Origin of the sequence: Nocardia sp. NPDC006630 (genome assembly GCF_040611495.1) — a bacterium.
In the GTDB taxonomy this organism is placed as follows: domain Bacteria; phylum Actinomycetota; class Actinomycetes; order Mycobacteriales; family Mycobacteriaceae; genus Nocardia.
This window is the reverse complement of record NZ_JBEXOK010000013.1, coordinates 143677-164737: the sequence shown is the minus strand read 5'-3', so window position 1 is coordinate 164737 and position 21061 is coordinate 143677. Positions and strand designations below refer to the sequence as shown.

Sequence of the window (21061 nt, the reverse complement as noted above, 5' to 3'; positions counted from 1 at the left end):
GACGAGGAGCGATGACCGAGAACAGCGGAAACGAAAAGGCTACCCAACCGGAGTCGGCCCCGACGCCTGTGCCCGGCGCCGCCGCTCGACCGTCACCGGCCACTGTCGCCGGTCCCCGTCCGGGGCCCGGGCCGCGCAAGCCGGAAGCCCCGAAACCACACGCCGTCAAGCCCACTCCCGGCGCGGCGACCCCGCATCCGCATCCGGTGGTGGTTCCCGCCGTGAGCGACCCCAGCCAGTGGGGACGGGTCGACGAGGACGGCACCGCCTGGGTCAAGACCATCGAGGGCGAGCGGGTGGTCGGCTCCTGGCAGGCCGGCGATACCGCCGAGGGCCTGGCCCACTTCGGCCGCCGCTTCGACGATATCGCCACCGAGGTGGCACTGCTGGAGGCCCGGCTCGCGGCCGGTACCGACGCCCGCAAGACCAAGGCCGCCGCCACCGCGCTTGCCGAAACATTGCCGACCGCTGCTGTCATCGGTGATATCGACGGTCTCACCACCCGGCTGCGGGCCATTATCGAGCACTCCGACGAGGCAGCCGCACACGCCAAGGAGGAGAAGGACCGCTCCCGGCACGAGCAAACCGAGCGCAAAGAGGCGCTGGCCGCCGAAGCCGAGCAGATCGCCGCCGAATCCACCCAGTGGAAGGTCGCGGGCGACCGGCTGCGCGAGATCCTCGACGAGTGGAAGACCATTCGCGGCGTGGATCGCAAGGTCGACGATGCGCTGTGGCGGCGCTTCTCCAAGGCGCGCGAGGCATTCAACCGCCGCCGGGGAGCACACTTCGCCGAACTCGATCGTGAGCGCGCGTCCGCCAAGACCCACAAGGAAGGGCTGTGCGTCCGGGCCGAGGAGCTCTCCAGTTCCACCGACTGGGCCGGTACCGCCGCCGTCTTCCGAGATCTGCTGGCCGAGTGGAAGGCCGCCGGCCGCGCCCCCCGCGAGGCGGACGAGCAGTTGTGGAAGCGCTTCAAGGCCGCACAGGACGTGTTCTTCGCGGCCCGCAATTCCGCCGCCTCCGAGCGGGATGCCGAATTCGAGGACAATGCGACAGCCAAGGAAGAGCTGCTGCTGCATTACGAAAGGCTCGATCCCGAAACACATCTGGACGCCGCCCGCGCCTCCCTGCGCGATCTGCAGGAGAAGTGGGACGCCATCGGCAAGGTCCCGCGCGAGCGCATCCACGATCTCGAGGCCCGCCTGCGCGCCGTCGAGAAGCGAGTCCGCGACGCCGTGGACGCCCAGTGGCGCCGCTCCGACCCCGAAGCCATGGCCCGCGCCGCCCAATTCCGCGAGCGCGTAGCCCAATTCGAGGAACAGGCCGCAAAAGCCCAGGCCGCAGGCAAGACCCGTGATGCCGAAAAGGCACTGGAACAGGCCAAGCAGTGGCGCGAATGGGCCGAAGCCGCCGAAGGCGCCGTCAGCCAGCGCTGAGCACACCCGCGAAACGGGCCTGGGCAACCGAATACGGTCAGCCCAGGCCCTTTTCGTCGGTCCACGCGGCTCGAAGCCCTCGGCAACCCGGGCGGTTTCGTCGGCGTGCCGGCGAGAAGCCGAAGCCCCTCGTCATCCCGGCGCGCTTTTGGCCGGGATCCACAGAAACCTGTTGAGCGCAGCCGGGTTGGATCCCGGCCAAAAGCATGCCGGGATGACGGGGGCGGCATTTCCTTGATGGCCAGGGACGCAAGCGCGCTGTCGGCCTGGCGCGAGCGCTGGCACTGCTCGGCTGCGCCCCTTCGGCCAGCGCGGCGCGCTCCCTCGTCGATGTCATCGGAGGGGCCGGCATCCAGCGCGAGACGACTGGCGGCGGCGCGATGAGCGTTCCCACCGGCCGGCGGGGCGGGTGGATTCTGTTGGGGGGCAAATGAAACCAGCGCTGGGTGGGGAGCGGCGTTAGGCTCGCGGGATGGTACCGAACCGGGAAGCACTTATCGCGCATCTGCTGGCGACCGGAATGGCGGGGCGGGTGGCCACGCCTCGGGAGAACAATCTGCTGCATTATCTGCTGCTGGCGCATCGGGATCCGGATTATTTGTTCGGGCTGGATCCGGGGCCGCAGTGGACCGCGGATGCGGTGCTGGAGTTGATGGCGCGCAAGGTGGGGGTGAGTCCGCGGCTGAATTTTCGGCGGGGGGTGGACACCATCGATCCGGAGCTGACGGCCGCGGCGCTGGACCGGTATGCCGCGAGATTCCGGGTGGCGCTGCGGAATCGGCAGCGGGTGTTGTTCGCCACCGGGCATCCGCGCACGCTGGGTCCGTTCTATCAGCTACTGGCCGCGGCGCTGGAGGAGGCGGGCGGCACGGTGGTGAATGCCGGTGCGGGACTTGGCTACAACGGTGAGACGCGGTACGGCATGCAGCGGCTGGAGGTCGACTTCTTCCTGGGGGTCGCGACGCTGCACGATCCGGGCGGCCCGATCCATACGCACTCGGCCGAGCCGGTGCAGATCGTGCTCGCGGAGCTGGCGCACACCGGCGCACAGATGCCGGATCTGGTTGTCGCCGATCATGGTTGGTGCGGCGGGGCGGCGCAGGCGGGTCTGGATGCGATCGGGTTCGCGGACTGCAATGATCCGGCCCTGTTCGTCGGCGAGGAGGAGGGCACGGTCGCCGTGGCGGTGCCGCTGGACGACGGCATCGATCCCGACAGGTACGGGCTGCTGGCCGAGTACATCCTGGCCGACTCTCGCAGCAACGCAACCGATCTCAACCGGTGACGACCTCATGCCTGCTGGCGCGATGAGAGCGGCGGTACTCACTCGGTGAGACGCCCACCTCGCGGCCGAAGTGCGCGCGCAGGTTGGCGGCGGTGCCCAGACCGCAGCGTTCGGCCACGGCATCGACGGGAAAGTCACTGGCCTCCAGCAGTTCCCGGGCCCGGATCAGCCGCTGGGTGAGTAGCCACTGCAGCGGGGTGCCGCCCAGTTCGGCATGGAATCGGCGGGCGAGGGTGCGTTCGCTGGTATTGGCGTGCCGGGCCAGATCCGACACGGTGAGCGGCTGATCCAGCCGGTGGATGGCCCATTGCAGCGTGGCCGACAGTCCGCTGTCGTCAGGGTAGACCGGGACCGGCGATTCCAGATATTGCGCTTGCCCGCCCGCCCGGTGCGGCGGCACCACCAGATAGCGCGCGGCGGCATTGGCGGCCCCCGAACCCAGATCCTTGCGAATCAGGTGGATGCACAGGTCCATTCCCGCCATGGTGCCCGCACTGGTGAGAATGCGGCCATCGTCGATATAGAGCACCGACGGGTCGACCTCGAGGTGCGGAAAGCGTTCGGCGAGCGCGCTGATATGCCGCCAGTGCGTGGTCATGCGCCGACCGTCGAGCAGCCCCGCGGCCGCCAGGACGAACGCTCCCGTACATAGCGAGGCGACGCGGGCACCCGCCTCGTAGGCTGCGCGAACGGCGTCCACCAGATCAGCGGGCGGGTCCTCGCGCACATTCGGCACGGACGGGACGATGACGGTATCCGCGCGGACCAGATCGTCGTAATCGTGATCGGTCAACGCCACGAACGGATCTCGCAGTTCCGCCGACCGGGTGCCCCGCGGGCCGCAGAGCTGGAAGCGATACCAGGAGTCCGGATCGACGCCCAGCGGCGGCTCGTAGAACACCTGATAGGGAATGGCGACTTCGAATATCGGCATACCCGGCGCCACGGCGACCGCGAGCGTGCCGGGGTCAGTTCGGGTTCCGGAGCCATTCTGGTCCATGTCAGAATCCTAGCGCATCATGGCATTCCTGCCACTGTTCGCGGGAATCCCCAGGTCGCATAGTCGAATCATGACGACAACGACCGAACGGGAAGCAGCGCTGCGGCAGCAACCGCAGGATGCGCCGAACCCCCGGCGGTGGCAGATCCTGGCCATCGCCGGCATTGCCCAATTCCTGGCCATCCTCGACCTTTTCGCGGTGACCGTCGCCTTCCCGACCCTGCAGGCGACCTTCGGGACCTCCACCAGCGCGGTGTCGTGGACGCTGAACGCCTACACCATCGTGATGGCGGCGCTGCTCGTACCGGCCGGGCGACTGGCCGACGACACCGGCCGCAAGCGCGGATTCCTCATCGGCATAGCGCTTTTCGGGCTCGCCTCGATCGCCTGCGGCTTCGCCCCCACACTGGGGACGCTCATCGCGGCACGGGTGGTGCAGGCCGCGGCCGCCGCGCTCCTGGTGCCGACCGGCTTGGGGCTGGTGCTCCCCAGCTTCCCGCGCCGGGAACACGCCACCGTCATGGGCATCTGGACCGCCATTGCCGCCGCCGGTGCGGCCAGCGGACCGGTACTGGGCGGACTGCTCCTACAGGCCGGGTGGCGCTGGATCTTCTTCCTGAATGTGCCGTTCACGCTGGTGGCCTTCATTCTCGGCATAGTGGTGCTGCCCGATATCAAGCTGCATGCCAAGCGACGGCTGGATCTGCTCGGCGCGCTGCTGATTCTCGGCGCGACCGCAGGCTTCACGACGGTGTTCGTACAGGCCTCCACCTGGGGGTACACCGGTCCGGCCACGCTCGGATGCCTGGCTGCCGCCATCGTGCTGACGGGTTGGTTCGCCTGGCACGTGCAGCACCATCCGGATCCGGTGGTGAGCCCGGTCGTCCTGCGGCACAAGCTTTTCCGCACCGCCACCTTCGGAGTGTTCTGCTACTACCTGGCTTTCGCCGCCATGATTCTGGAGGCGACACTGTTCCTGACCGAGCACTGGCACTACTCGGTGCTGGCGGCCAGCCTCGGCGTCGCACCCATGCCGATCAGCTGCCTGGTGCTCTCGCCGTTCTCCGGGCGCTTCGTCGCCTGGGTCGGCGCGCGCGCCTCGGCCGCGCTGGGTGGTGCGAGTCTGGCGGTGGGCTGCGCGTGGTGGGCGGTGAGCAGTGGGTTCACCGATTCGTATGCGCTGGTCATACTGCCCGGCAGTGTGCTCGCCGGAGCCAGCACCGCACTGCTGCAGCCGCCGCTGTTCGGATCCGCGGCGCTGCTGCCCGCCGATCAGATCTCGCTGGGGTCGGGCACTCTCATGATGGCGCGGCAGACCGCTTCGGCGCTCGGCGTCGCGATTCTGATGGCGATACTCGGCGAGGGCTCGCAGCGGACCCTGGGGGAATTCCGGGCGGGCTGGATCTACATGGTGGTCGTCGGCATCGCGGCCATGTTCGCCGGTCTGGCGTATCGGCCGAAAACCATGGCCGAGCAGAGCTGAGAGCAGCGCACGAAAAAGGCCCGGCGGCACCGAATTCGGTGCCGCCGGGCCTGCTGTTCGCGTATTCGCTGTTCGCTTATTCGCCGAACAGGCGACGGCGACTCGCCTCCTCGGCGGCCGCGGCGGCCATGCGGCGCTGCTCCTCGGCGGCCAGGTGCACGGAGGTGCGGCCCCACACCACGCGCACCCAGTGGAAGGTCAGCACCACAATGGCGACGGCGGACAGGATCAGGCCGAAGCCCGGTCCCGCACCGTGATAGTTGTTCAGGCCCGGCGTATTGCGATGCCAGATGGAGAAGACGCCGAACACACTGCCGACAGCGGACCCGGCGACCGCGATCCAGGCCAGCGCCCAGCGGCGGGTCATCAGGGCGAGCAGTGAGAAGCCGATGCCGAAGACCAGGACGAACCATTCGAAAACGCGGGACGGCAGCCCGATGTGCTCGGCCTTGGCGGCGGCGTCGTACATGATGACGTCGAAGCCGCGGGCATGACCGGCATGCGGCAGCACCATCGAGAGCAGCAGCACGAACACCGCACCGGCGACCACCATGGCGCGCACGCCCGGATCGATCTCGCCCGCGATCTTGCGCTCCACCGCTTCGAGGTCGTCCCGGAACTGCTCGAAGTCCTGACTGTTCTCGGCCGGCTTCATGCTCTCCTCGTTCGCTTCGGGCGCCGGTGTCGACGCCGAATCGGGCTGTGCGGCTTGATCTTCCGGTCGCGCGTCGCTCGGCTCGCGAGCCTCGTCGGGGCCGGTGGGCTGCTGCTCGGTCATACGCTGTGATCCTGAGTCGTCCTGGAGGGGTGTCGACCCATCATGCTCCCGCACCGATCGGCCCTACTACGCGGTGTCGGATTGACCGTGGGGCGCTGCTGATCGGCCGCGTGATTGGGGACCACCGACCGCATTAGACCCGTCAGGCTCCGCACTCGGAACCGCAGCCCGCCGCGGCGGTTTCCACCACGATCGGCGCGCCGATCTGCGGCAGGCCGAGACCGACGCCGATGGGTGCGGTCTTCGGGGTGATGCCCAGCTCGTGCGCATCACCGGCGCGGGTACGGCGGTGGGTCTGCACGGGGGCGTCGGCGATCAGATGGTGCGGGGCGGCACCGGTGATCTCGACGGTGATGATGTCGCCGGGGCGAATCTCCGAGCCCGCGGGCAGATCCGCCGTCGGGCGGAAGTGCACCAGGCGGCCGTCCCGGGCGCGACCGCTCATGCGCGCGGTGGCCGCGTTCTTCTTGCCCGCGCCCTCGGCGACCAGCAGCTCGACCGTGGTGCCGACCATCGCCTGATTGCCTTCGAGGGAGACCTGCTCCTGCAGTTCGATGAGTCGCATATAGCGCTCCTGCACGACTTCCTTCGGCAGCTGATCGGGCATATCCGCGGCGGGAGTGCCGGGGCGGATGGAGTACTGGAAGGTGAAGGCGCTGGTGAACCGCGCCTGCCGCACCACATCCAGGGTCGCCTGGAAGTCCTCCTCGGTCTCGCCGGGGAAGCCGACAATAATGTCGGTGGTGATGGCGGCGTGCGGCATGGCGGCACGCACCTTGTCGATGATGCCGAGGAATTTGGCGCTGCGGTACGACCGCTTCATGGCCTTGAGCACCCGGTCGGAGCCCGATTGCAGCGGCATGTGCAGCTGCGGGCAGACATTCGGGGTGGCGGCCATGGCCTCGATCACGTCATCGGTGAATTCGGCCGGATGCGGGGAGGTGAAGCGCACGCGCTCCAGGCCTTCGATACTGCCGCAGGCGCGCAGCAGTTTCGCGAAGGCGCCGCGGTCGCGCTCCTCGTTCGGGTCGGCGAAGGAGACACCGTAGGAATTGACGTTCTGACCCAGCAGGGTCACCTCGAGCACACCCTGGTCGACCAGTGCCTGCACCTCGGCGAGCACATCACCGGGGCGGCGGTCGACCTCCTTGCCGCGCAGGGCCGGGACGATGCAGAAGGTGCAGGTGTTGTTGCAGCCCACCGAGATCGACACCCAGCCGGCGTACGCGGATTCCCGCTTGGCGGGCAGCGTGGAGGGGAAGGCTTCCAGGGATTCGATAATTTCGACCTGGGCTTCTTCATTGTGGCGGGCCCGCTCCAGCAGCACCGGCAGCGAGCCGATGTTGTGGGTGCCGAACACCACATCCACGTACGGCGCCTTCTTGACGACGGTGTCGCGGTCCTTCTGCGCGAGACAGCCGCCGACCGCGATCTGCATTCCGGGGCGCTCGGCCTTGATCGGCGCGAGATGGCTGAGCGTGCCGTACAGCTTGTTATCGGCGTTCTCACGCACCGCGCAGGTGTTGAAGACCACCAGATCCGCGATCACACCGGGGTTGGCCTGCACATATCCGGCGTCTTCGAGCAGTCCGGAGAGGCGTTCGGAATCGTGCACGTTCATCTGGCAGCCGTGCGTGCGCACCTCATAGGTTCGCGCTTCCTGCTCGCCATCGCGCTCGGCTACCGCGCCACGTGCTGAAACCTGCCCCAACGAATTCACCCAACCAGGGTAATCGCTGCCCAGCCGGGGTTACGGGCGGGTGTCGACTCGGCGCAAGGTACCGATGCTGGAACCAAAGACGAGCATTTCGGGCACAGTGCCTCTAAGGTCACAATTCATGACCGACGCGCCTGTATCCGTCAGCAAGTCCGCGCCGATGATTTCGATGCGGAGTGTGGACAAGCACTTCGGCTCGCTGCACGTGCTGCGTGACATCAATCTCGAAGTGCCCGCCGGGCAGGTCGTGATCGTGGTGGGACCCTCCGGCTCCGGCAAGTCGACCCTGTGCCGCACCATCAATCGATTGGAGACGATCGACTCGGGCGAGGTCGCCATCGACGGGGTGCGGCTGCCCGATGAGGGCAAGGCCCTGGCCAAGCTGCGGGCCGATGTCGGGATGGTGTTCCAGTCCTTCAATCTGTTCGCGCACAAGACGATTGTCGAAAACGTCATGCTCGCGCCGGTGAAGGTGCGCGGCCTGGACAAGACGACCGCGCGCGCCCGCGCCATGGAATTGCTGGAGCGGGTGGGCATTGCCGAACAGGCGGACAAGTATCCCGCGCAGCTGTCCGGTGGACAGCAGCAGCGTGTTGCCATCGCGCGGGCGCTCGCCATGGATCCCAAGGTGATGCTGTTCGACGAGCCGACCTCCGCACTCGACCCGGAAATGGTGTCGGAGGTCCTCGATGTGATGGTGCAGCTCGCCAAGGACGGCATGACCATGGTGGTGGTCACCCACGAAATGGGGTTCGCGCGCCGGGCCGGCAATCGTGTGCTGTTCATGGCCGACGGGCAGATCGTCGAGGACACCGAGCCCGAATCATTCTTCACCGCACCGAAATCGGAACGCGCCAGGGATTTCCTCGGCAAGATCCTCAGCCACTGACCTGCTCTCCCTACAGAATAGGATTTTCGATGAGGCTCAATAACGTGCTCAAGGTCGCCGCCGGGGCGGTTGCCCTGGCGGTCGTCGCCACCGGATGTGGTGGCGGCAGCGATAAGACCGCCAGTCAGCACGCCGCCGACGGAAAGCTCACCGTCGGAATCAAATACGATCAGCCGGGTCTGGGCCTGCACAATAAGGACGGCTCGTTCAGCGGCTTCGATGTGGATGTGGCCAAGTTCGTCGCCGACAAGATGGGCGTGAAGCCGGAGAACATCACGTTCAAGGAGGCGCCGTCCGCGCAGCGCGAGACGCTGATCCAGAACGGGCAGGTCGATTTCATCGCCGCCACCTACTCGATCACCGATACGCGCAAGGAGAAGGTCGATTTCGCGGGGCCCTACCTGCTGACCGGGCAGTCGCTGCTGGTGCGTGCGGACAATACCGATATCACCGGTGCGGACTCGCTGAACGGCAATAAGAAGCTGTGCTCGGTGAAGGGCTCGACCCCGGCGCAGAATGTGAAGGACAAGTACGCCAAGGAAGTTCAGCTGCAGGAGTACGACACGTACTCGCTGTGCGTGGAGGCGCTCAAGTCCGGTTCGGTCGACGCTGTCACCACCGATGATGTGATTCTGCGCGGTTATGCGGCGCAGAATCCGGGTGCGCTGAAGGTGGTCGGCGCGCCGTTCACCGTCGAAAAGTACGGCATCGGCGTCAAGAAGGGCGATACCGAATCGCGCACCAAGATCAATGACGCCATCGACGCCATGATCTCCACCGGTGCCTGGAAGACGGCGCTCGAAAAGAACTTCGCCGGAACCGGATTCCAGGTTCCCGCGCCGCCGCAGGTCGATCGGTACTGAGTCGATATCGCGTGCCGGGCGGTGATTCGCCCGGCACGCTTCGGCTTTCAGTAGTTACTGCACTCAGAGTTACTGCGATCGGAGGGGCGCGGACGCCGTGTTCGACTTGATCTCGAAATATCAGACCCAGCTGCTGGATTCGTTCTGGGTGACCATCAAACTGACGGCGTATTCCGCGGTGCTGGCGCTGATTCTCGGCACGATCATCGCCGCCATGCGGGTGTCACCGATACCGGTCGCGCGCTGGCTCGGCACGGCGTACGTGAATACCTTTCGCAATACGCCGCTGACGCTGATCATTATCTTCTGCTCGATCGGGCTGTACACCACGCTCGGTGTGAAACTGGCGCCCGCCGGGCCGAATGATCTGGCGGAAAACAACTTCCGGTTCGCGGTTCTCGGATTGAGTGTGTACACAGCGGCTTTCGTCTGCGAATCGCTGCGCGCGGGCATCAATACGGTATCGCTGGGGCAGTCGGAGGCGGGGCGCTCGCTGGGCTTCACCTTCCTGCAGAATCTGCGACTCGTGGTGCTGCCGCAGGCTTTTCGCGCCGTCATCGCGCCGCTGGGGAGCGTGTTCATCGCGCTCACCAAGAATTCGACCGTCGCATCGGTGATCGGTGTCGGTGAGGCCGCGCTGCTCATGGACACCATGAACGAGAACGAGGCCGCCCCGCTGGCCATCGGCGCGATCTTCGCGCTCGGCTTCGTGGTCCTCACCCTGCCCACCGGCCTGCTCTTCGGCTGGCTGGCCAAACGATACGAGGTAGCCCGATGAGCTCGGCTTCGGTCCTCTACGACGCCCCGGGGCCCAAGGCCCGGCTGCGCTACCGGCTGTACTCGGTCGGCGTGGTGGTGGTGCTGGCCGCGGCCGCCTGGTTCGTGCTGCACGCCCTCGACAGCAAGGGCCAGTTCGAGGCCGCCAAGTGGAAACCGTTCGTGGACGGGCAGATCTGGTCCACGTACCTGCTGCCGGGTCTGCGCGGGACCATCGAGGCGGCGGTGCTGTCGATCGTCTTCGCACTGGTGATCGGCATGGTGTTCGGCATTCTGCGACTGTCCGAGCATCGGATCGTGCGGGTGGTCGCGGGCGCCGTGGTCGAGGTGGCGCGCGCCATCCCCGTGCTGATCCTGATGATCTTCCTGTTCGCGCTGTTCTCGACCAAGAACCTCTTCCCCTCCGATCAGCTGGCGCTGGCGGCGGTGGTGACCGCGCTGACCATCTACAACGGATCGGTCATCGCCGAGATCGTGCGCTCGGGCATTCGCTCGCTGCCGAAGGGGCAGTCCGAGGCGGCCGTCGCGCTGGGCCTGCGCAAGAACCAGGTCATGCGGGTGATCCTGCTCCCCCAGGCCATTACCGCCATGCTGCCCGCGCTGGTCTCGCAAATGGTGGTGGCACTGAAGGATTCGGCGCTGGGCTACCAGATCACGTTCGTGGAAGTGGTCCGCGCCGGCAAACAACTCGGTGCCGCCGAACAGAACACCGTCCCCGCCCTACTGGTGATCGCCGCCATCATGATCACCCTCAACTACACCCTCAGCGTCGTAGCCACCCAGCTCGAACGCTGGCTGCGCACCCGCAAACGCGGGTCGACCGTAGTGAGCGCCAACATCACCACCGGCGCACCGGGCATGGACCTGACCGGCGCAACCCGCCCGTAATTCCTGTCGCCCCAGCCCGGGACGGAATGTGATTCCCGGGCTGGGGCACATCTCGTTCTCCCCGAACGACCGTTCGCGTTCACTCGTGCAGCTCACATCAGCTTTCGAGTTGGGGCCAATGTCCCCGAGCCTCGGACAACCGGCAATCCTTCCTCGCATACTGCTCTATATGAGCGAAGAGGACAGAGCCCGAAGACAATTCCTCCTCGGCCTGATCACGGTCGCGGTCCTCACCCCCCTCGCGGCCCTCTGCACCGCCCTCGCCGCAGCCCTGGGCACCCTCCTGATGCAAGACGCCCGCACCCGCCTGGCCCACGCCCTCCGCCGCGAGCCCGCATCCTCTCCACGCCTACCCCTCCCCCGCACGGCCACCCCCCGCCCGGTGAGCCCAGCCGGCACCCGCCACCCCCGCCGTGGCCCCGCCCCCGCCCGTCTCCGCGGCCGAATAGTCCACTGAGCCGCCAGCTTTCACCACCCTGCCGCAGCGCCACGCCTCACAACAGGCCCGCGAGGTCATACCCTCGCGCGAAGTCATCCGCCCAAGCAGCCGCGTGATCGCACTCATAGGCCCGGAACAACCTCTCCCGCACAGCTTCTCGCCGAACCCACGCGGCTATCGCATCCTTCGAGTCCGATATCCGAACCATCTCGTTGACCAGCGCGGCCAGATGGCGGTCCGCCGAGCTACCGGCAATGTTCTCCCACGCGACCAGATACCGCGCCGGGCCGATCCCCGCCGACGCCACCCCATCGAGAAACCCACGCGCACCGGTGAACACTCCGACCCGAGCCGGAAACTCCCCCAGCACTCGCCGCCACACCGCATCCAGAAACTCCTCAACGGCCTGCCGCTCCCCCAACGGCCAACTCTCCCAACGCTCCTGCCTCAGCTTCCCCAAAACGATCCCGGCATCCAGCTCATCCGAGGTAATCAATCGCTCGAACAACACCGGCAAAAGCGCCTTCACATCGTCGCGCCCACCCACCGTATTGCCGAGCTTGATGCTGAGCCAGAACAAATCACACTCATCGACCCGCACCGGCGGCCCACAGTGCGGGCACCGATCCAGCACCGCCCTGCGGGGATACGCCCCGAACGCCGCTGCCAAATCATCAATCACATGGGCAATCCTGGCGCCGCATCGTCCACCCATCAAGCCGTTTCCTCAGCAACAGCCGGCGGCAGCCACGGCCGATCGCCAGGCGGGAGCGTTCCGCTCCGCACACCGAGATCCGCACGAGCGCACTCATAGAATTCGTTTCTCCTTCGCCCCATTTCGGAGTACAGGCGAACGTATTCCGCATGCTCGATGGCATGCCCCCGCGCCGGCCAGCCGAGCTCCCATGCCGCCCGGTTCCAACTGCGTGCCGCAGCCACCGCCTCTGGAGACCCCAGCAGCAGAACGGTTTCCCACTTGATGGTCTTGTCCGCTTCCGCCTCAGCCAATAGCCGCATACCCGTATCGATATCGATCGGCAGCGCCACCGCAGGGTAATCGCGCGCTGCTGCCAGTCGATACGAAACCTGCACATACTGTTTCAGCGAATTCGCGTACTCGCTGTAGGCGGCAAGTCGCTTGTCATCCCACCGAGCGTCCTGCCCCCTCCGCCACTTGGCCCGCTCGTTCATCATCGTCACCACGAACGTCGCCCCCGCACCGAGCACGACCCCCGCCAGCGTTAGCAACTGCCGCACAACCCACTCATATATAGAATCCAGCCGCACCACAACAGAATTAGCCACACACAGTCGCCCATTGCGTCGAGAGGGCACTGATGGTGGCGACACGCCGTGGAAGGCCACCGTGAGAGCCCTTTCGATGGTCAAGATCATCAGGAACTGGTGGCGGCGTTGTGCGAGAAGACTCTGCCGGCAGTTCCTGCTCGATGGGAGAGGGCCGACGCCGGGAGTTCGCGCGTTGCTGGTGGCGTGAGCTTTGCGGGGTGGGGATGGTCACGCGCTGCTTGGTTCCGACTGCCAGTGGCTCTCGCGGAATTTGGCTACACGAAGTTGGCGGCTGCGAGCTCTTGTTTTACTACGGAGTAGGCGGTGGAGGGGGTGTAGCCGCGGCGGGCGAGCATGGCTACCAGGCGGCGGGTTGCTTTGTCGCGGTCGAGGTTTGGGGGGAGGGAGCGGATTTTTCGGCGGATCAGGGCGGCGGCGGCTTCCTGATCATCGGCAGTTGAGGTTGCCGAGGGGTCTGCGTCGTCCGAGGCGAGGTCTGGTGATGGGTTCGAATCGTGGGTGGGGGCACCGTCGTCCGAATCGGTGGTGGTGCGGGGTTGCGGGCGGTTCGGCCTCGCGAGTTGGCGGGGTTTTTCCTGCCTGCGGGGTTCGGGGAAGGCGGCTGTGGAGAGTTCGGCGGAGACTACCGAGTAGGCGGTGGAGGGGTCGTAGCCTTTGCGGGCGAGCATGCCTACCAGGCGGCTGGTGGCCTTGTCTCGGGGCAGGTCGGCGGGGAGGGTGCGGGCTTTGCGGGTTACCAGGTCTATGGCTCGGGCGCGCTCGTCGTCGGGGGTGATGGTGGAGAGGGACTCTTCGATGAGGTTGGGGGCTATGCCTTTGCGGCGGAGTTCCTCGGTGAGGACCTTTTTGCCCTTGCCGGAGTAGGTGTGGCGGGAGTAGACCCACTGCTGGGCGAAGGCGGCGTCGTCTACCAGGCCGACCTCGGTGAGGCGGTCGAGGGCGCGGTTCGCCACCTCGACGGAGAAACCCTTGGCGGCCAGGCGATCCGACAGCTCGAAGCGGCTGCGGGCGCGGTCGGTGAGCAGGCGCAGGCAGATTTCTTTGGCCTGCGCGTCGGTGCCGCCGCCGGGCAGCGGTTCGACAACACCGGGACGACCACGGCCGCGGCGGGAGCGACGGTCGCGCGAGGATTCCTCGTCGTCGGAGAAGCCGGAATTCGCTTCGCCGGTACCGGCTTCCGCGTCCCGCGAGTTCCTGGATCGCCCACGCCGGCGCGGGCGATCGTCCGCGAAGTAGGAGTCTGGGTCGGTAATGGACCGGCCGGCACCGCCCGAAGCGGGCGGCGCTTCCTCTCGCTGCCCCTCCGGCCGATGCCGACCGGCATCCGGCGAACAACGCTGTGGCGACTGTTCTTCGGCGGCGAATCCCGCATCGGAATCCGACCCGATGCCGGAATCAGCCTCGGCGCGAGAGCCGCGCGAGCGCGACCTGCCGCGGCCCCCGGATCGCTCGCGATCACCGGACTCTTCACGGAAGTCGGCCTCATCACGCGACCCGGACCCGTCGCGAGACTTGGACGCGCGGCGCGCCCCGGACCCGCCACGCAACTCGGACTCGTCACCAAGACATGCCCCGCCATGCGACTCAGACCGGTCGCGCGAGTGGGACCCGCCGTGCGACTCAGACCTATCACGCGACTCGGATCCGCCACGCGACCCGGACCGGCCGCGCGAGTTGGATCCGTCGCGGAAGTCGGATGCGCTGCGGGAGGAGAACTCCTCGCGGATGCGGGAGTCTTCTCGTGGCGCGGGCTCTTCGGGAGTGCTGGGCTGGGCGGGTGGGGCGGACTCGGTCCAGCGGCTGGAAGCGGCCCAGGGGTCGGAGTCGTAGCGCTTCGAGGCGGGGGTGCGGCCGCGGGCTGCCAGTGAATCCAGTTGGCGGCGCAGGCGTTCCACCGCGTCGAGGCGGGAACTTTCGGGTCCCGGCGACGTGGGCCGGGACCCGGAGGCGTTCCGATCGGTCATCGACTAGAAGTCGGCCGGGGCCTCGGCGGCGTCGGCGGTGACGACTGCGCCGATGCCGAGCTTCTCCTTGATCTTCTTCTCGATCTCGTCACGCACATCGGTGTTCTCGAGCAGGAACTTGCGGGCGTTCTCCTTGCCCTGGCCGAGCTGATCGCCCTCGTAGGTGTACCAGGAGCCGGACTTGCGGACGAAGCCGTGCTCGACACCCATATCGATGAGCGAGCCCTCCTTGGAGATGCCGTGCCCGTAGAGGATGTCGAACTCGGCCTGCTTGAACGGCGGGGCCACCTTGTTCTTGACGACCTTCACGCGGGTGCGGTTACCGACCGCGTCGGTGCCGTCCTTGAGGGTCTCGATGCGGCGGACGTCCAGGCGGATGGTGGCGTAGAACTTCAGCGCCTTACCACCGGTGGTGGTCTCGGGCGAGCCGAACATGACGCCGATCTTCTCGCGCAGCTGGTTGATGAAGATGGCGGTGGTGCCCGAATTGTTCAGGGCGCCCGTCATCTTGCGCAGCGCCTGGCTCATGAGGCGGGCCTGCAGACCGACGTGGCTGTCACCCATTTCGCCCTCGATCTCGGCGCGCGGCACCAGGGCGGCGACCGAGTCGATGACGATGATGTCGATGGCGCCGGAGCGGACCAGCATGTCGGCGATTTCCAGCGCCTGCTCACCGGTGTCGGGCTGGGAGACCAGCAGTGCGTCGGTATCGACGCCGAGCTTCTTGGCGTAATCGGGATCCAGCGCGTGCTCGGCGTCGATGAATGCCGCCACACCGCCCTGAGCCTGCGCGTTCGCCACCGCGTGCAGGGCGACGGTGGTCTTACCGGAGGATTCCGGACCGTAGACCTCGACGATGCGGCCGCGCGGCAGACCGCCGATGCCGAGCGCGACGTCCAGCGCGATGGATCCCGTCGGAATCACGGCGATGGGCTGGCGGGTCTCATCGCCCAGGCGCATGACGGCGCCCTTGCCGAAGCCCTTCTCAATCTGCGCCAATGCCAACTCGAGTGCCTTGTCGCGATCGAATGCCTGTGGTGCCATCGTGGTCCCCTTCTCGACGGGTGAGTCTCATTCTGTGGTTGGCGCCCACGTTAGAGGGCGGCACCGACAAGTTCCGACGCCGAGCTTAGACGAACAGGTGTTCGACGCAAGCAACGCGCCACCCGACACGCGGATCTCACCTCGAAGTCATCGGGTGGACACCTCATAGTGACGGCACGACGCCGGGGCGGTGCACGTCGAGCAGCGTCTGCGACTGCTTGTAGGTCCGCAGCGCAGGCGTCACCTCGACATCACCGATCCCCTCGAGCGAGCCGAGCCGCTCGGTGACGAACCGGTACAGATGAGCGGTATCGCGACAGGCCACGGAGGCGAAGAGATTCGCGGGCCCGCTGATCGCCGAGAGAAAGGCGACCTCCGAATAGGCGGCAATGGTGAGGCCCACCTTCTCCAGATCCCCTGGACGCACCCGCATCCACAGCAGCGCGCGGGCGTTGTAACCCATTGCGCCCATGGCGAAGTCGAGATCGAAGTACAGCACCCCCGATTCGACGAGCTCGCTCATGCGCCGCGCCACCCGGGTCGCGCTCCACCCGGTGGCCGCGGAGATCTGCGCATAGGGCGCGCGGCCGTCGCGACCGAGGATGGTCAGCATGATCCCGTCCTCACGGGAGAGCGTCACCGGCGATTCCGGCCCGGAGGGCTCCCACAGACTGGGCCGCGGACCGAGTTCGCTCAATTGCCGGGCACTGAGCAGCCGCCCATAGCGTGGCCACTCATCGGCGAGCGGAAACTGCCGCATCGATTCGTGCACACTCAACTCGAGCACATCGCTGACGCGGGGAATCAGGCGTAGCAGCAATTCATCTCGGCGCTCGGCCGAGCGCGGCCGGCCGGTGCAGAACACCTCGTAGCCGGTGGAGAGCAGGGAAACCCAGCTGAGATCCGGTACCCGAGCGAGCGTTTCGGCCAGCACCGGCGCGCGGCTGGGCGTGGACCTGATCCGCAGCAGCCATTTGGTGTGCCCGAGCGGCACCGAATTCACCTGCCCCGAAACGTGGATCATGCCGCGGCGGCGCAGTGATCGATACCGGCGCGCGGCGGTCTGCTCCGAGATGTCGAGGATCGCGCCGAGCCTGGCGAAAGGGATCCGCGCATCGGCGGTCAGTGCGTGCACGATCTGCTTGTCGAGGACATCGAGCATGTCGGAATCTTCGATGTATTCATCCTCCATAGGAGGATTCTAGCGGATATGACGCCACAGCTAGGTAGATATACCACCCATCCCGGAGGCTAGGAGACGAAATCGTTCGTTCTCTTTTGGAGGTTCCCGTGCGGAAATGGCTACCCCTGTTCGCGGCGTGCCTCGGCACCTTGATGCTGCTCATAGACGTGACCATCGTGAATGTGGCACTGCCGGACATGTCCGCCGATCTCGGCACCGGCCTGTCCGGACTGCAGTGGATCGTCGACGGCTACGCGCTGGCGCTGGCCGCACTGCTGCTGGCGCTCGGCTCGCTCGCCGACCGGGTGGGTGCCAAGCAGGTCTATCTGGCCGGACTCGCGCTGTTCGCGATCGCCTCGCTGATCTGCGGCATCGCCGACAATGCACCGGTGCTGGTGGCCGCGCGCATCTTCCAGGGCGTCGGCGGCGCGGCGATGTTCGCGACCACGCTGTCGCTGCTGCACGCCACCTACACCGGGCGTAATCGTGGCGTCGCCTTCGGCACCTGGGGTGCGGTCTCGGGTGCGGCGGCCGGAATCGGCGTGGTCCTCGGCGGCGTGCTGACCGATCTGCTGTCCTGGCGCTGGATCTTCTTCGTGAACCTGCCCATCGCGGCGGTGACGATCGTGTTGTCCGCCATGGTGTTTCCCGCTTCGCAGCGGCATCCGGGTCGTGATGTGGATGTGCCCGGCATGCTGGCCTTCACCCTCGCGGCCGCGGGCGTGACCTTCGGCATCATCCGCGGCGGCGAACACGGCTGGGGCAATGGCGGCGCACTGCTGGCGCTGGCGGCCGGCGTGGCCGCCGTGGTGATCTTCGCGATGATCGAATCCCGGGTTGCCGCACCGATGTTCCCGCTCTCGCTGCTGCGCAACCGGACGCTGGGGGCGACTCTGCTCAGCGCCTCGGGCCAGACCTTCGCCGCCTTCGCGACCATGCCGCTGCTGTCGCTGTGGTTGCAGCAGCAGTTGCACATGACCCCGCTGAACGCGGGCCTGGCCATGCTGCCCATGGCCGCGACCGCATTCCTGGTCGCCGGGCTCACCGGCCGGGTACTGCACGACGCGCGCCCCGAATGGACCATCGGCGCGGGCCTGATCGTGGTCGGCGCGGGCTCCGGCCTGCTCACCCTGATCGGCACTGGATCCTCCTGGGTCGCCATGGTTCCCGGCTTCGTGGTGATCGGCGCGGGCATCGGCGTCAATGCCCCGGCCCTGGTCTCGACCGGTATGGCGGCCGTCTCGCCGCAGCAGGGTGGAACTGCCGCCGGTGCGGTGAATACGGCGCGGCAGCTGGGGCTCGCGCTGGGAGTCGCGGTGCTTGGCACCGTATTCCGGAATGTCGCCGGTGATGCGGGCCGGATGCCGCTGTCCGACTTCGTAAGTGGGCTCGACGCCGCGGTGGCAGTGGCGGGAGCTGTCGGACTGGCCTTCGGTGTAGCCGCATTCGCCCTGTTCCGGCGGGCACGGGCGCAGGAGCCCGTGGTCACGCCCGCAGAACCGGCGCTGGTCGGCTGAGCACGGCAGATCACCGGCTCGTCCCCGCTCTACTCCTGGAGCGGGGACGAGCCATTTGTTCAGCGCAGCAGTGAGATTCGATCGGTATCCATCAGCGCCTGCGCTTGCTTGAACGTCCGCAGGGCCGGCGTCACCTCCACATCCACGATCCCCGGGAGTGCGCCCAGCCGCTCGGTGACGAAGCGATACAGATGCGGAGTATCGCGGCAGACCAGAGCGGCCGTCAGCGTAGTCGGCCCGGTGGTCGCCGCGACGTAGGTGACCTCGGGGAACATCGCAATGGCGGCCCCCACCGCCGCGAGATCCGCGGGCCGGACGCGCAGCCAGATCGCCGCGCGCACGGCATAACCCATCCGTTCCAGTGCGAAGTCGAGATCGAAGTACAGCACATCGGATTCGACGAGTTCGACCATGCGCCGCGCGACACGGGGTGCGCTCCAGCCGGTGGCGGCGGCCAATTGCGCGTACGGCGCACGCCCGTCACGGGCGAGGATGACCAGCATCACCTCGTGCGCTATCAACTCGGTCACCTGCGGCGCGCGCGGAATCAGCTGCAGCAGCAACGCATCTCGCCGCTGTGCGGTACGCGCGCGGCTCACGCACATCACCTCGGAACCGGTGGACAGCAGCGAAACCCAGCTCAGCTCGGGCTGGCGGGCGAGCGCCTCCCCGAGCCGCAGCGCGCCGCTGGGTGTGGATCGAATGCGCAGAATCCACCGCGCGTGGCCCAGCGGCACCACATTGACCTGCCCCGAGACATGGATGATGCCGCGCTCCCGCATCGAGCGGTAGCGGCGCGCCACCGTCTGCTCCGACACTCCGAGGATCGCACCGAGTTTCGAGAACGAGATGCGAGCGTCCACGACCAGGCCGTGCACGATTTGCTTGTCGAGATCATCGAAAACAGCGGATTCCCTGGGCAATTCAGAAGACACCGGAGGAATCTAACGAGAAGACCGCTGCAGGTGTGTGGAAAGAGACGGGAGTCGCAGGCTGAGCGTTGAAAATCGTTCGCTCTCCTGGAGGCTCCTGTGCGGAAATGGCTCCCCCTGCTCGCCGCGTGTCTGGGCACGTTCATGCTGCTCATCGACGTCACCATCGTGAATGTCGCACTGCCCAGCATGGCTACCGATCTCGATGCCGGGCTGTCCGGCCTGCAATGGATCGTGGACGGCTATGCGCTGGCCCTGGCCGCGCTGCTGCTGGTCCTCGGCTCGCTCGCCGACCGGCTCGGCGCCAAACCTGTCTACATCACCGGACTCGCGCTCTTCGCGGTCTCCTCGCTGGCGTGCGGAATGGCCGATGACACTGCGGTTCTCGTGCTTTCGCGGGTAGTGCAGGGTGTCGGCGGCGCGGCCATGTTCGCGACCACACTGTCCCTGCTGCACGCCACCTACACCGGCCGCGATCGCGGTATCGCGTTCGGCGCCTGGGGCGCGGTGGGCAGCGCGGCCGGCGCCTTCGGGGTGGTACTGGGCGGCGTACTCGTGGATCTGCTCTCGTGGCGGTGGATCTTCTTCGTCAATCTGCCGATCGCGGCGCTCACCATTATTTTGTCGGCGAGCGTTTTCCCGGCGTCACAACGGCATTCGGGGCGCGGGGCGGATCTGCCGGGCATGCTGAGCTTCACGGCGGCGGCGATCGGCGTGACCTTCGGCATTATTCGCGCCGGTGAACACGGCTGGGGCGATGCGGCCGCGCTGGCCGCGCTGGCGGCCGGTGTGGCCGCCGTCGCGCTCTTCGCGGTGATCGAATCTCGCAGCGCCGCACCGATGTTCCCGCTGCAGTTGCTGCGCAATCACGCTTTCGCGGCCACCCTGTTCGGCGCGTCCGGCCAGACCTTCGCGGCTTTTTCCGCCTCACCGCTCATCTCGCTGTGGCTGCAGCAGCAGTTGCACCTGAATCCCCTGCACACCGGTCTGGCCATGCTGCCGATGGCCGTGACAGCCTTCCTGGTGGCAGGCGGAACGGGACGCTTTCTGCATGACGCCGAACCCGCGTGGACGATCGGTGCGGGTCTCATGGTGATCGGCGCGGGCGCGGGGCTGCTGACCCTGGTCGACACCGGATCTTCCTGGACCGCTTTGATTCCCGGACTCGTAGTGATCGGTGCGGGTGCGGGCGTCAATGCTCCCGCACTGGTTTCTACGGCCATGGCCGCTGTGCCCCCGCAGCAGGGCGGTCTCGCGGCCGGGGTGGTGAACACGGCTCGGCAGCTGGGCATGGTGCTGGGAGTCGCGGTGCTGGGCACCGTATTCCGCAGCGCGGCCGGTGGTCTCCAGCCTGCTCCTATCGATCAGTTCGCCGATGGGCTGGATACGGCGTTCGGTGTCGCCTGCGTAGTCGGTGTGGTGTTCGGAGCCGCGGCATTCGCCCTGTTCCGCCGGGCGCGAGCGGAGGCACCCGCCGCACTCCCCGCAGAAGCTGCGCTTGTCGACTGAGGCCGACGCTCGCCGCTGACGGCCGAGCAGGGCCCTCCCGATAGCGAAA

General features: G+C 67.1%; 18 protein-coding genes and 1 pseudogene. 10 read left to right on the top strand and 9 right to left on the bottom strand.

Annotated features, from left to right (window positions below):
- Nucleotides 1-11 precede the first annotated feature (11 nt).
- Together ABZX86_RS34385 and ABZX86_RS34380 are read left to right on the top strand one after the other, a co-directional pair.
- Nucleotides 12-1436 (top strand): DUF349 domain-containing protein, encoded by a 1425-nt coding sequence (locus ABZX86_RS34385; RefSeq protein ID WP_355129649.1) that lies wholly within the window; start codon nucleotides 12-14, stop codon nucleotides 1434-1436.
- Between the two features lie 472 nt (nucleotides 1437-1908).
- Nucleotides 1909-2721 (top strand): phosphatase, encoded by an 813-nt coding sequence (locus ABZX86_RS34380; protein WP_355129647.1) that lies wholly within the window; start codon nucleotides 1909-1911, stop codon nucleotides 2719-2721.
- Here the strand turns inward: ABZX86_RS34380 and ABZX86_RS34375 are convergent.
- The gene (locus ABZX86_RS34375) at nucleotides 2711-3721 is read right to left on the bottom strand and encodes a helix-turn-helix domain-containing protein (protein WP_355129645.1); all 1011 of its coding nucleotides are present in this window, start codon (nucleotides 3719-3721) and stop codon (nucleotides 2711-2713) included. The two genes, ABZX86_RS34380 and ABZX86_RS34375, sit on opposite strands and share 11 nt — an antisense overlap.
- Nucleotides 3722-3791: 70 nt before the next feature.
- Here ABZX86_RS34375 and ABZX86_RS34370 point away from each other — a divergent pair, with 70 nt between their 5' ends.
- Nucleotides 3792-5204, top strand: coding sequence for an MFS transporter (locus ABZX86_RS34370; RefSeq protein WP_355129643.1), 1413 nt, complete (start codon nucleotides 3792-3794; stop codon nucleotides 5202-5204).
- 76 nt (nucleotides 5205-5280) lie between these two features.
- Here ABZX86_RS34370 and ABZX86_RS34365 read toward each other — a convergent pair whose 3' ends face one another.
- Together ABZX86_RS34365 and miaB are read right to left on the bottom strand one after the other, a co-directional pair.
- The gene (locus tag ABZX86_RS34365) at nucleotides 5281-5859 is read right to left on the bottom strand and encodes a hypothetical protein (protein ID WP_355129732.1); all 579 of its coding nucleotides are present in this window, start codon (nucleotides 5857-5859) and stop codon (nucleotides 5281-5283) included.
- A gap of 265 nt (nucleotides 5860-6124) precedes the next feature.
- Nucleotides 6125-7693 carry a tRNA (N6-isopentenyl adenosine(37)-C2)-methylthiotransferase MiaB gene (miaB, locus tag ABZX86_RS34360; RefSeq protein ID WP_355129730.1) on the bottom strand — a complete coding sequence of 523 codons (1569 nt, stop codon included), beginning with the start codon at nucleotides 7691-7693 and terminating at the stop codon, nucleotides 6125-6127.
- A 166-nt stretch (nucleotides 7694-7859) separates the two neighbouring features.
- Between miaB and ABZX86_RS34355 the strand changes: the two genes are divergently transcribed.
- The 5 genes from ABZX86_RS34355 to ABZX86_RS34335 all read left to right on the top strand — a co-directional run bounded on the left by ABZX86_RS34355 (nucleotide 7860) and on the right by ABZX86_RS34335 (nucleotide 11573).
- A complete protein-coding gene (locus ABZX86_RS34355) occupies nucleotides 7860-8588 on the top strand; it encodes an amino acid ABC transporter ATP-binding protein (RefSeq protein WP_327146478.1) in 729 nt (242 codons plus the stop codon).
- A 29-nt stretch (nucleotides 8589-8617) separates the two neighbouring features.
- A complete protein-coding gene (locus tag ABZX86_RS34350) occupies nucleotides 8618-9451 on the top strand; it encodes a glutamate ABC transporter substrate-binding protein (protein WP_355129641.1) in 834 nt (277 codons plus the stop codon).
- Nucleotides 9452-9548: 97 nt separating this feature from the next.
- Nucleotides 9549-10229 carry an amino acid ABC transporter permease gene (locus tag ABZX86_RS34345; RefSeq protein WP_327145018.1) on the top strand — a complete coding sequence of 227 codons (681 nt, stop codon included), beginning with the start codon at nucleotides 9549-9551 and terminating at the stop codon, nucleotides 10227-10229.
- A complete protein-coding gene (locus ABZX86_RS34340) occupies nucleotides 10226-11116 on the top strand; it encodes an amino acid ABC transporter permease (RefSeq protein ID WP_355129639.1) in 891 nt (296 codons plus the stop codon). Before ABZX86_RS34345 ends, ABZX86_RS34340 begins: the two co-directional genes overlap by 4 nt.
- A 169-nt stretch (nucleotides 11117-11285) precedes the next feature.
- A complete protein-coding gene (locus tag ABZX86_RS34335) occupies nucleotides 11286-11573 on the top strand; it encodes a hypothetical protein (protein ID WP_355129637.1) in 288 nt (95 codons plus the stop codon).
- A gap of 37 nt (nucleotides 11574-11610) precedes the next feature.
- On the opposite strand, the gene ABZX86_RS34330 is transcribed toward ABZX86_RS34335, so the two are convergent.
- The 5 genes and pseudogenes from ABZX86_RS34330 to ABZX86_RS34310 form a co-directional block, all read right to left on the bottom strand.
- A complete protein-coding gene (locus ABZX86_RS34330; RefSeq protein ID WP_355129635.1) occupies nucleotides 11611-12237 on the bottom strand; it encodes a hypothetical protein in 627 nt (208 codons plus the stop codon).
- Between the two features lie 32 nt (nucleotides 12238-12269).
- Nucleotides 12270-12812, bottom strand: a complete 543-nt coding sequence (locus ABZX86_RS34325; RefSeq protein WP_355129633.1) for a hypothetical protein — start codon at nucleotides 12810-12812, stop codon at nucleotides 12270-12272.
- Between the two features lie 659 nt (nucleotides 12813-13471).
- A pseudogene (recX, locus tag ABZX86_RS34320) lies at nucleotides 13472-13981 on the bottom strand (recombination regulator RecX); the annotation flags it as partial.
- A gap of 849 nt (nucleotides 13982-14830) precedes the next feature.
- Nucleotides 14831-15871: a recombinase RecA gene (gene recA, locus ABZX86_RS34315; protein ID WP_355129631.1), complete on the bottom strand. Its 1041-nt coding sequence runs from the start codon at nucleotides 15869-15871 to the stop codon at nucleotides 14831-14833.
- Between the two features lie 163 nt (nucleotides 15872-16034).
- Complete coding sequence (locus ABZX86_RS34310) at nucleotides 16035-17063, bottom strand: Lrp/AsnC family transcriptional regulator (protein WP_355129629.1); 1029 nt, start codon at nucleotides 17061-17063, stop codon at nucleotides 16035-16037.
- 98 nt (nucleotides 17064-17161) lie between these two features.
- On the opposite strand from ABZX86_RS34310, the gene ABZX86_RS34305 reads away from it, so the two are divergent.
- Nucleotides 17162-18571 (top strand): MFS transporter, encoded by a 1410-nt coding sequence (locus ABZX86_RS34305; RefSeq protein ID WP_355129627.1) that lies wholly within the window; start codon nucleotides 17162-17164, stop codon nucleotides 18569-18571.
- A gap of 59 nt (nucleotides 18572-18630) precedes the next feature.
- On the opposite strand, the gene ABZX86_RS34300 is transcribed toward ABZX86_RS34305, so the two are convergent.
- Nucleotides 18631-19506, bottom strand: coding sequence for an Lrp/AsnC family transcriptional regulator (locus ABZX86_RS34300; protein WP_355129625.1), 876 nt, complete (start codon nucleotides 19504-19506; stop codon nucleotides 18631-18633).
- A 96-nt stretch (nucleotides 19507-19602) separates the two neighbouring features.
- Between ABZX86_RS34300 and ABZX86_RS34295 the strand changes: the two genes are divergently transcribed.
- Entirely contained in the window at nucleotides 19603-21012 is a 1410-nt protein-coding gene (locus tag ABZX86_RS34295) for an MFS transporter (RefSeq protein ID WP_355129623.1), read from the top strand.
- Nucleotides 21013-21061 lie beyond the last annotated feature (49 nt).

Coding starts and splice junctions, on each gene's coding strand:
- ABZX86_RS34385 (WP_355129649.1), top strand. CDS start 12: ATGACCGAGAACAGCGGAAACGAAAAGGCTACCCAACCGGAGTCGGCC.
- ABZX86_RS34380 (WP_355129647.1), top strand. CDS start 1,909: ATGGTACCGAACCGGGAAGCACTTATCGCGCATCTGCTGGCGACCGGA.
- ABZX86_RS34350 (WP_355129641.1), top strand. CDS start 8,618: ATGAGGCTCAATAACGTGCTCAAGGTCGCCGCCGGGGCGGTTGCCCTG.
- ABZX86_RS34365 (WP_355129732.1), bottom strand. CDS start 5,859: ATGAAGCCGGCCGAGAACAGTCAGGACTTCGAGCAGTTCCGGGACGAC.
- ABZX86_RS34340 (WP_355129639.1), top strand. CDS start 10,226: ATGAGCTCGGCTTCGGTCCTCTACGACGCCCCGGGGCCCAAGGCCCGG.
- ABZX86_RS34310 (WP_355129629.1), bottom strand. CDS start 17,063: ATGGAGGATGAATACATCGAAGATTCCGACATGCTCGATGTCCTCGAC.
- recA (WP_355129631.1), bottom strand. CDS start 15,871: ATGGCACCACAGGCATTCGATCGCGACAAGGCACTCGAGTTGGCATTG.
- ABZX86_RS34335 (WP_355129637.1), top strand. CDS start 11,286: ATGAGCGAAGAGGACAGAGCCCGAAGACAATTCCTCCTCGGCCTGATC.
- ABZX86_RS34355 (WP_327146478.1), top strand. CDS start 7,860: ATGATTTCGATGCGGAGTGTGGACAAGCACTTCGGCTCGCTGCACGTG.
- ABZX86_RS34370 (WP_355129643.1), top strand. CDS start 3,792: ATGACGACAACGACCGAACGGGAAGCAGCGCTGCGGCAGCAACCGCAG.
- ABZX86_RS34375 (WP_355129645.1), bottom strand. CDS start 3,721: ATGGACCAGAATGGCTCCGGAACCCGAACTGACCCCGGCACGCTCGCG.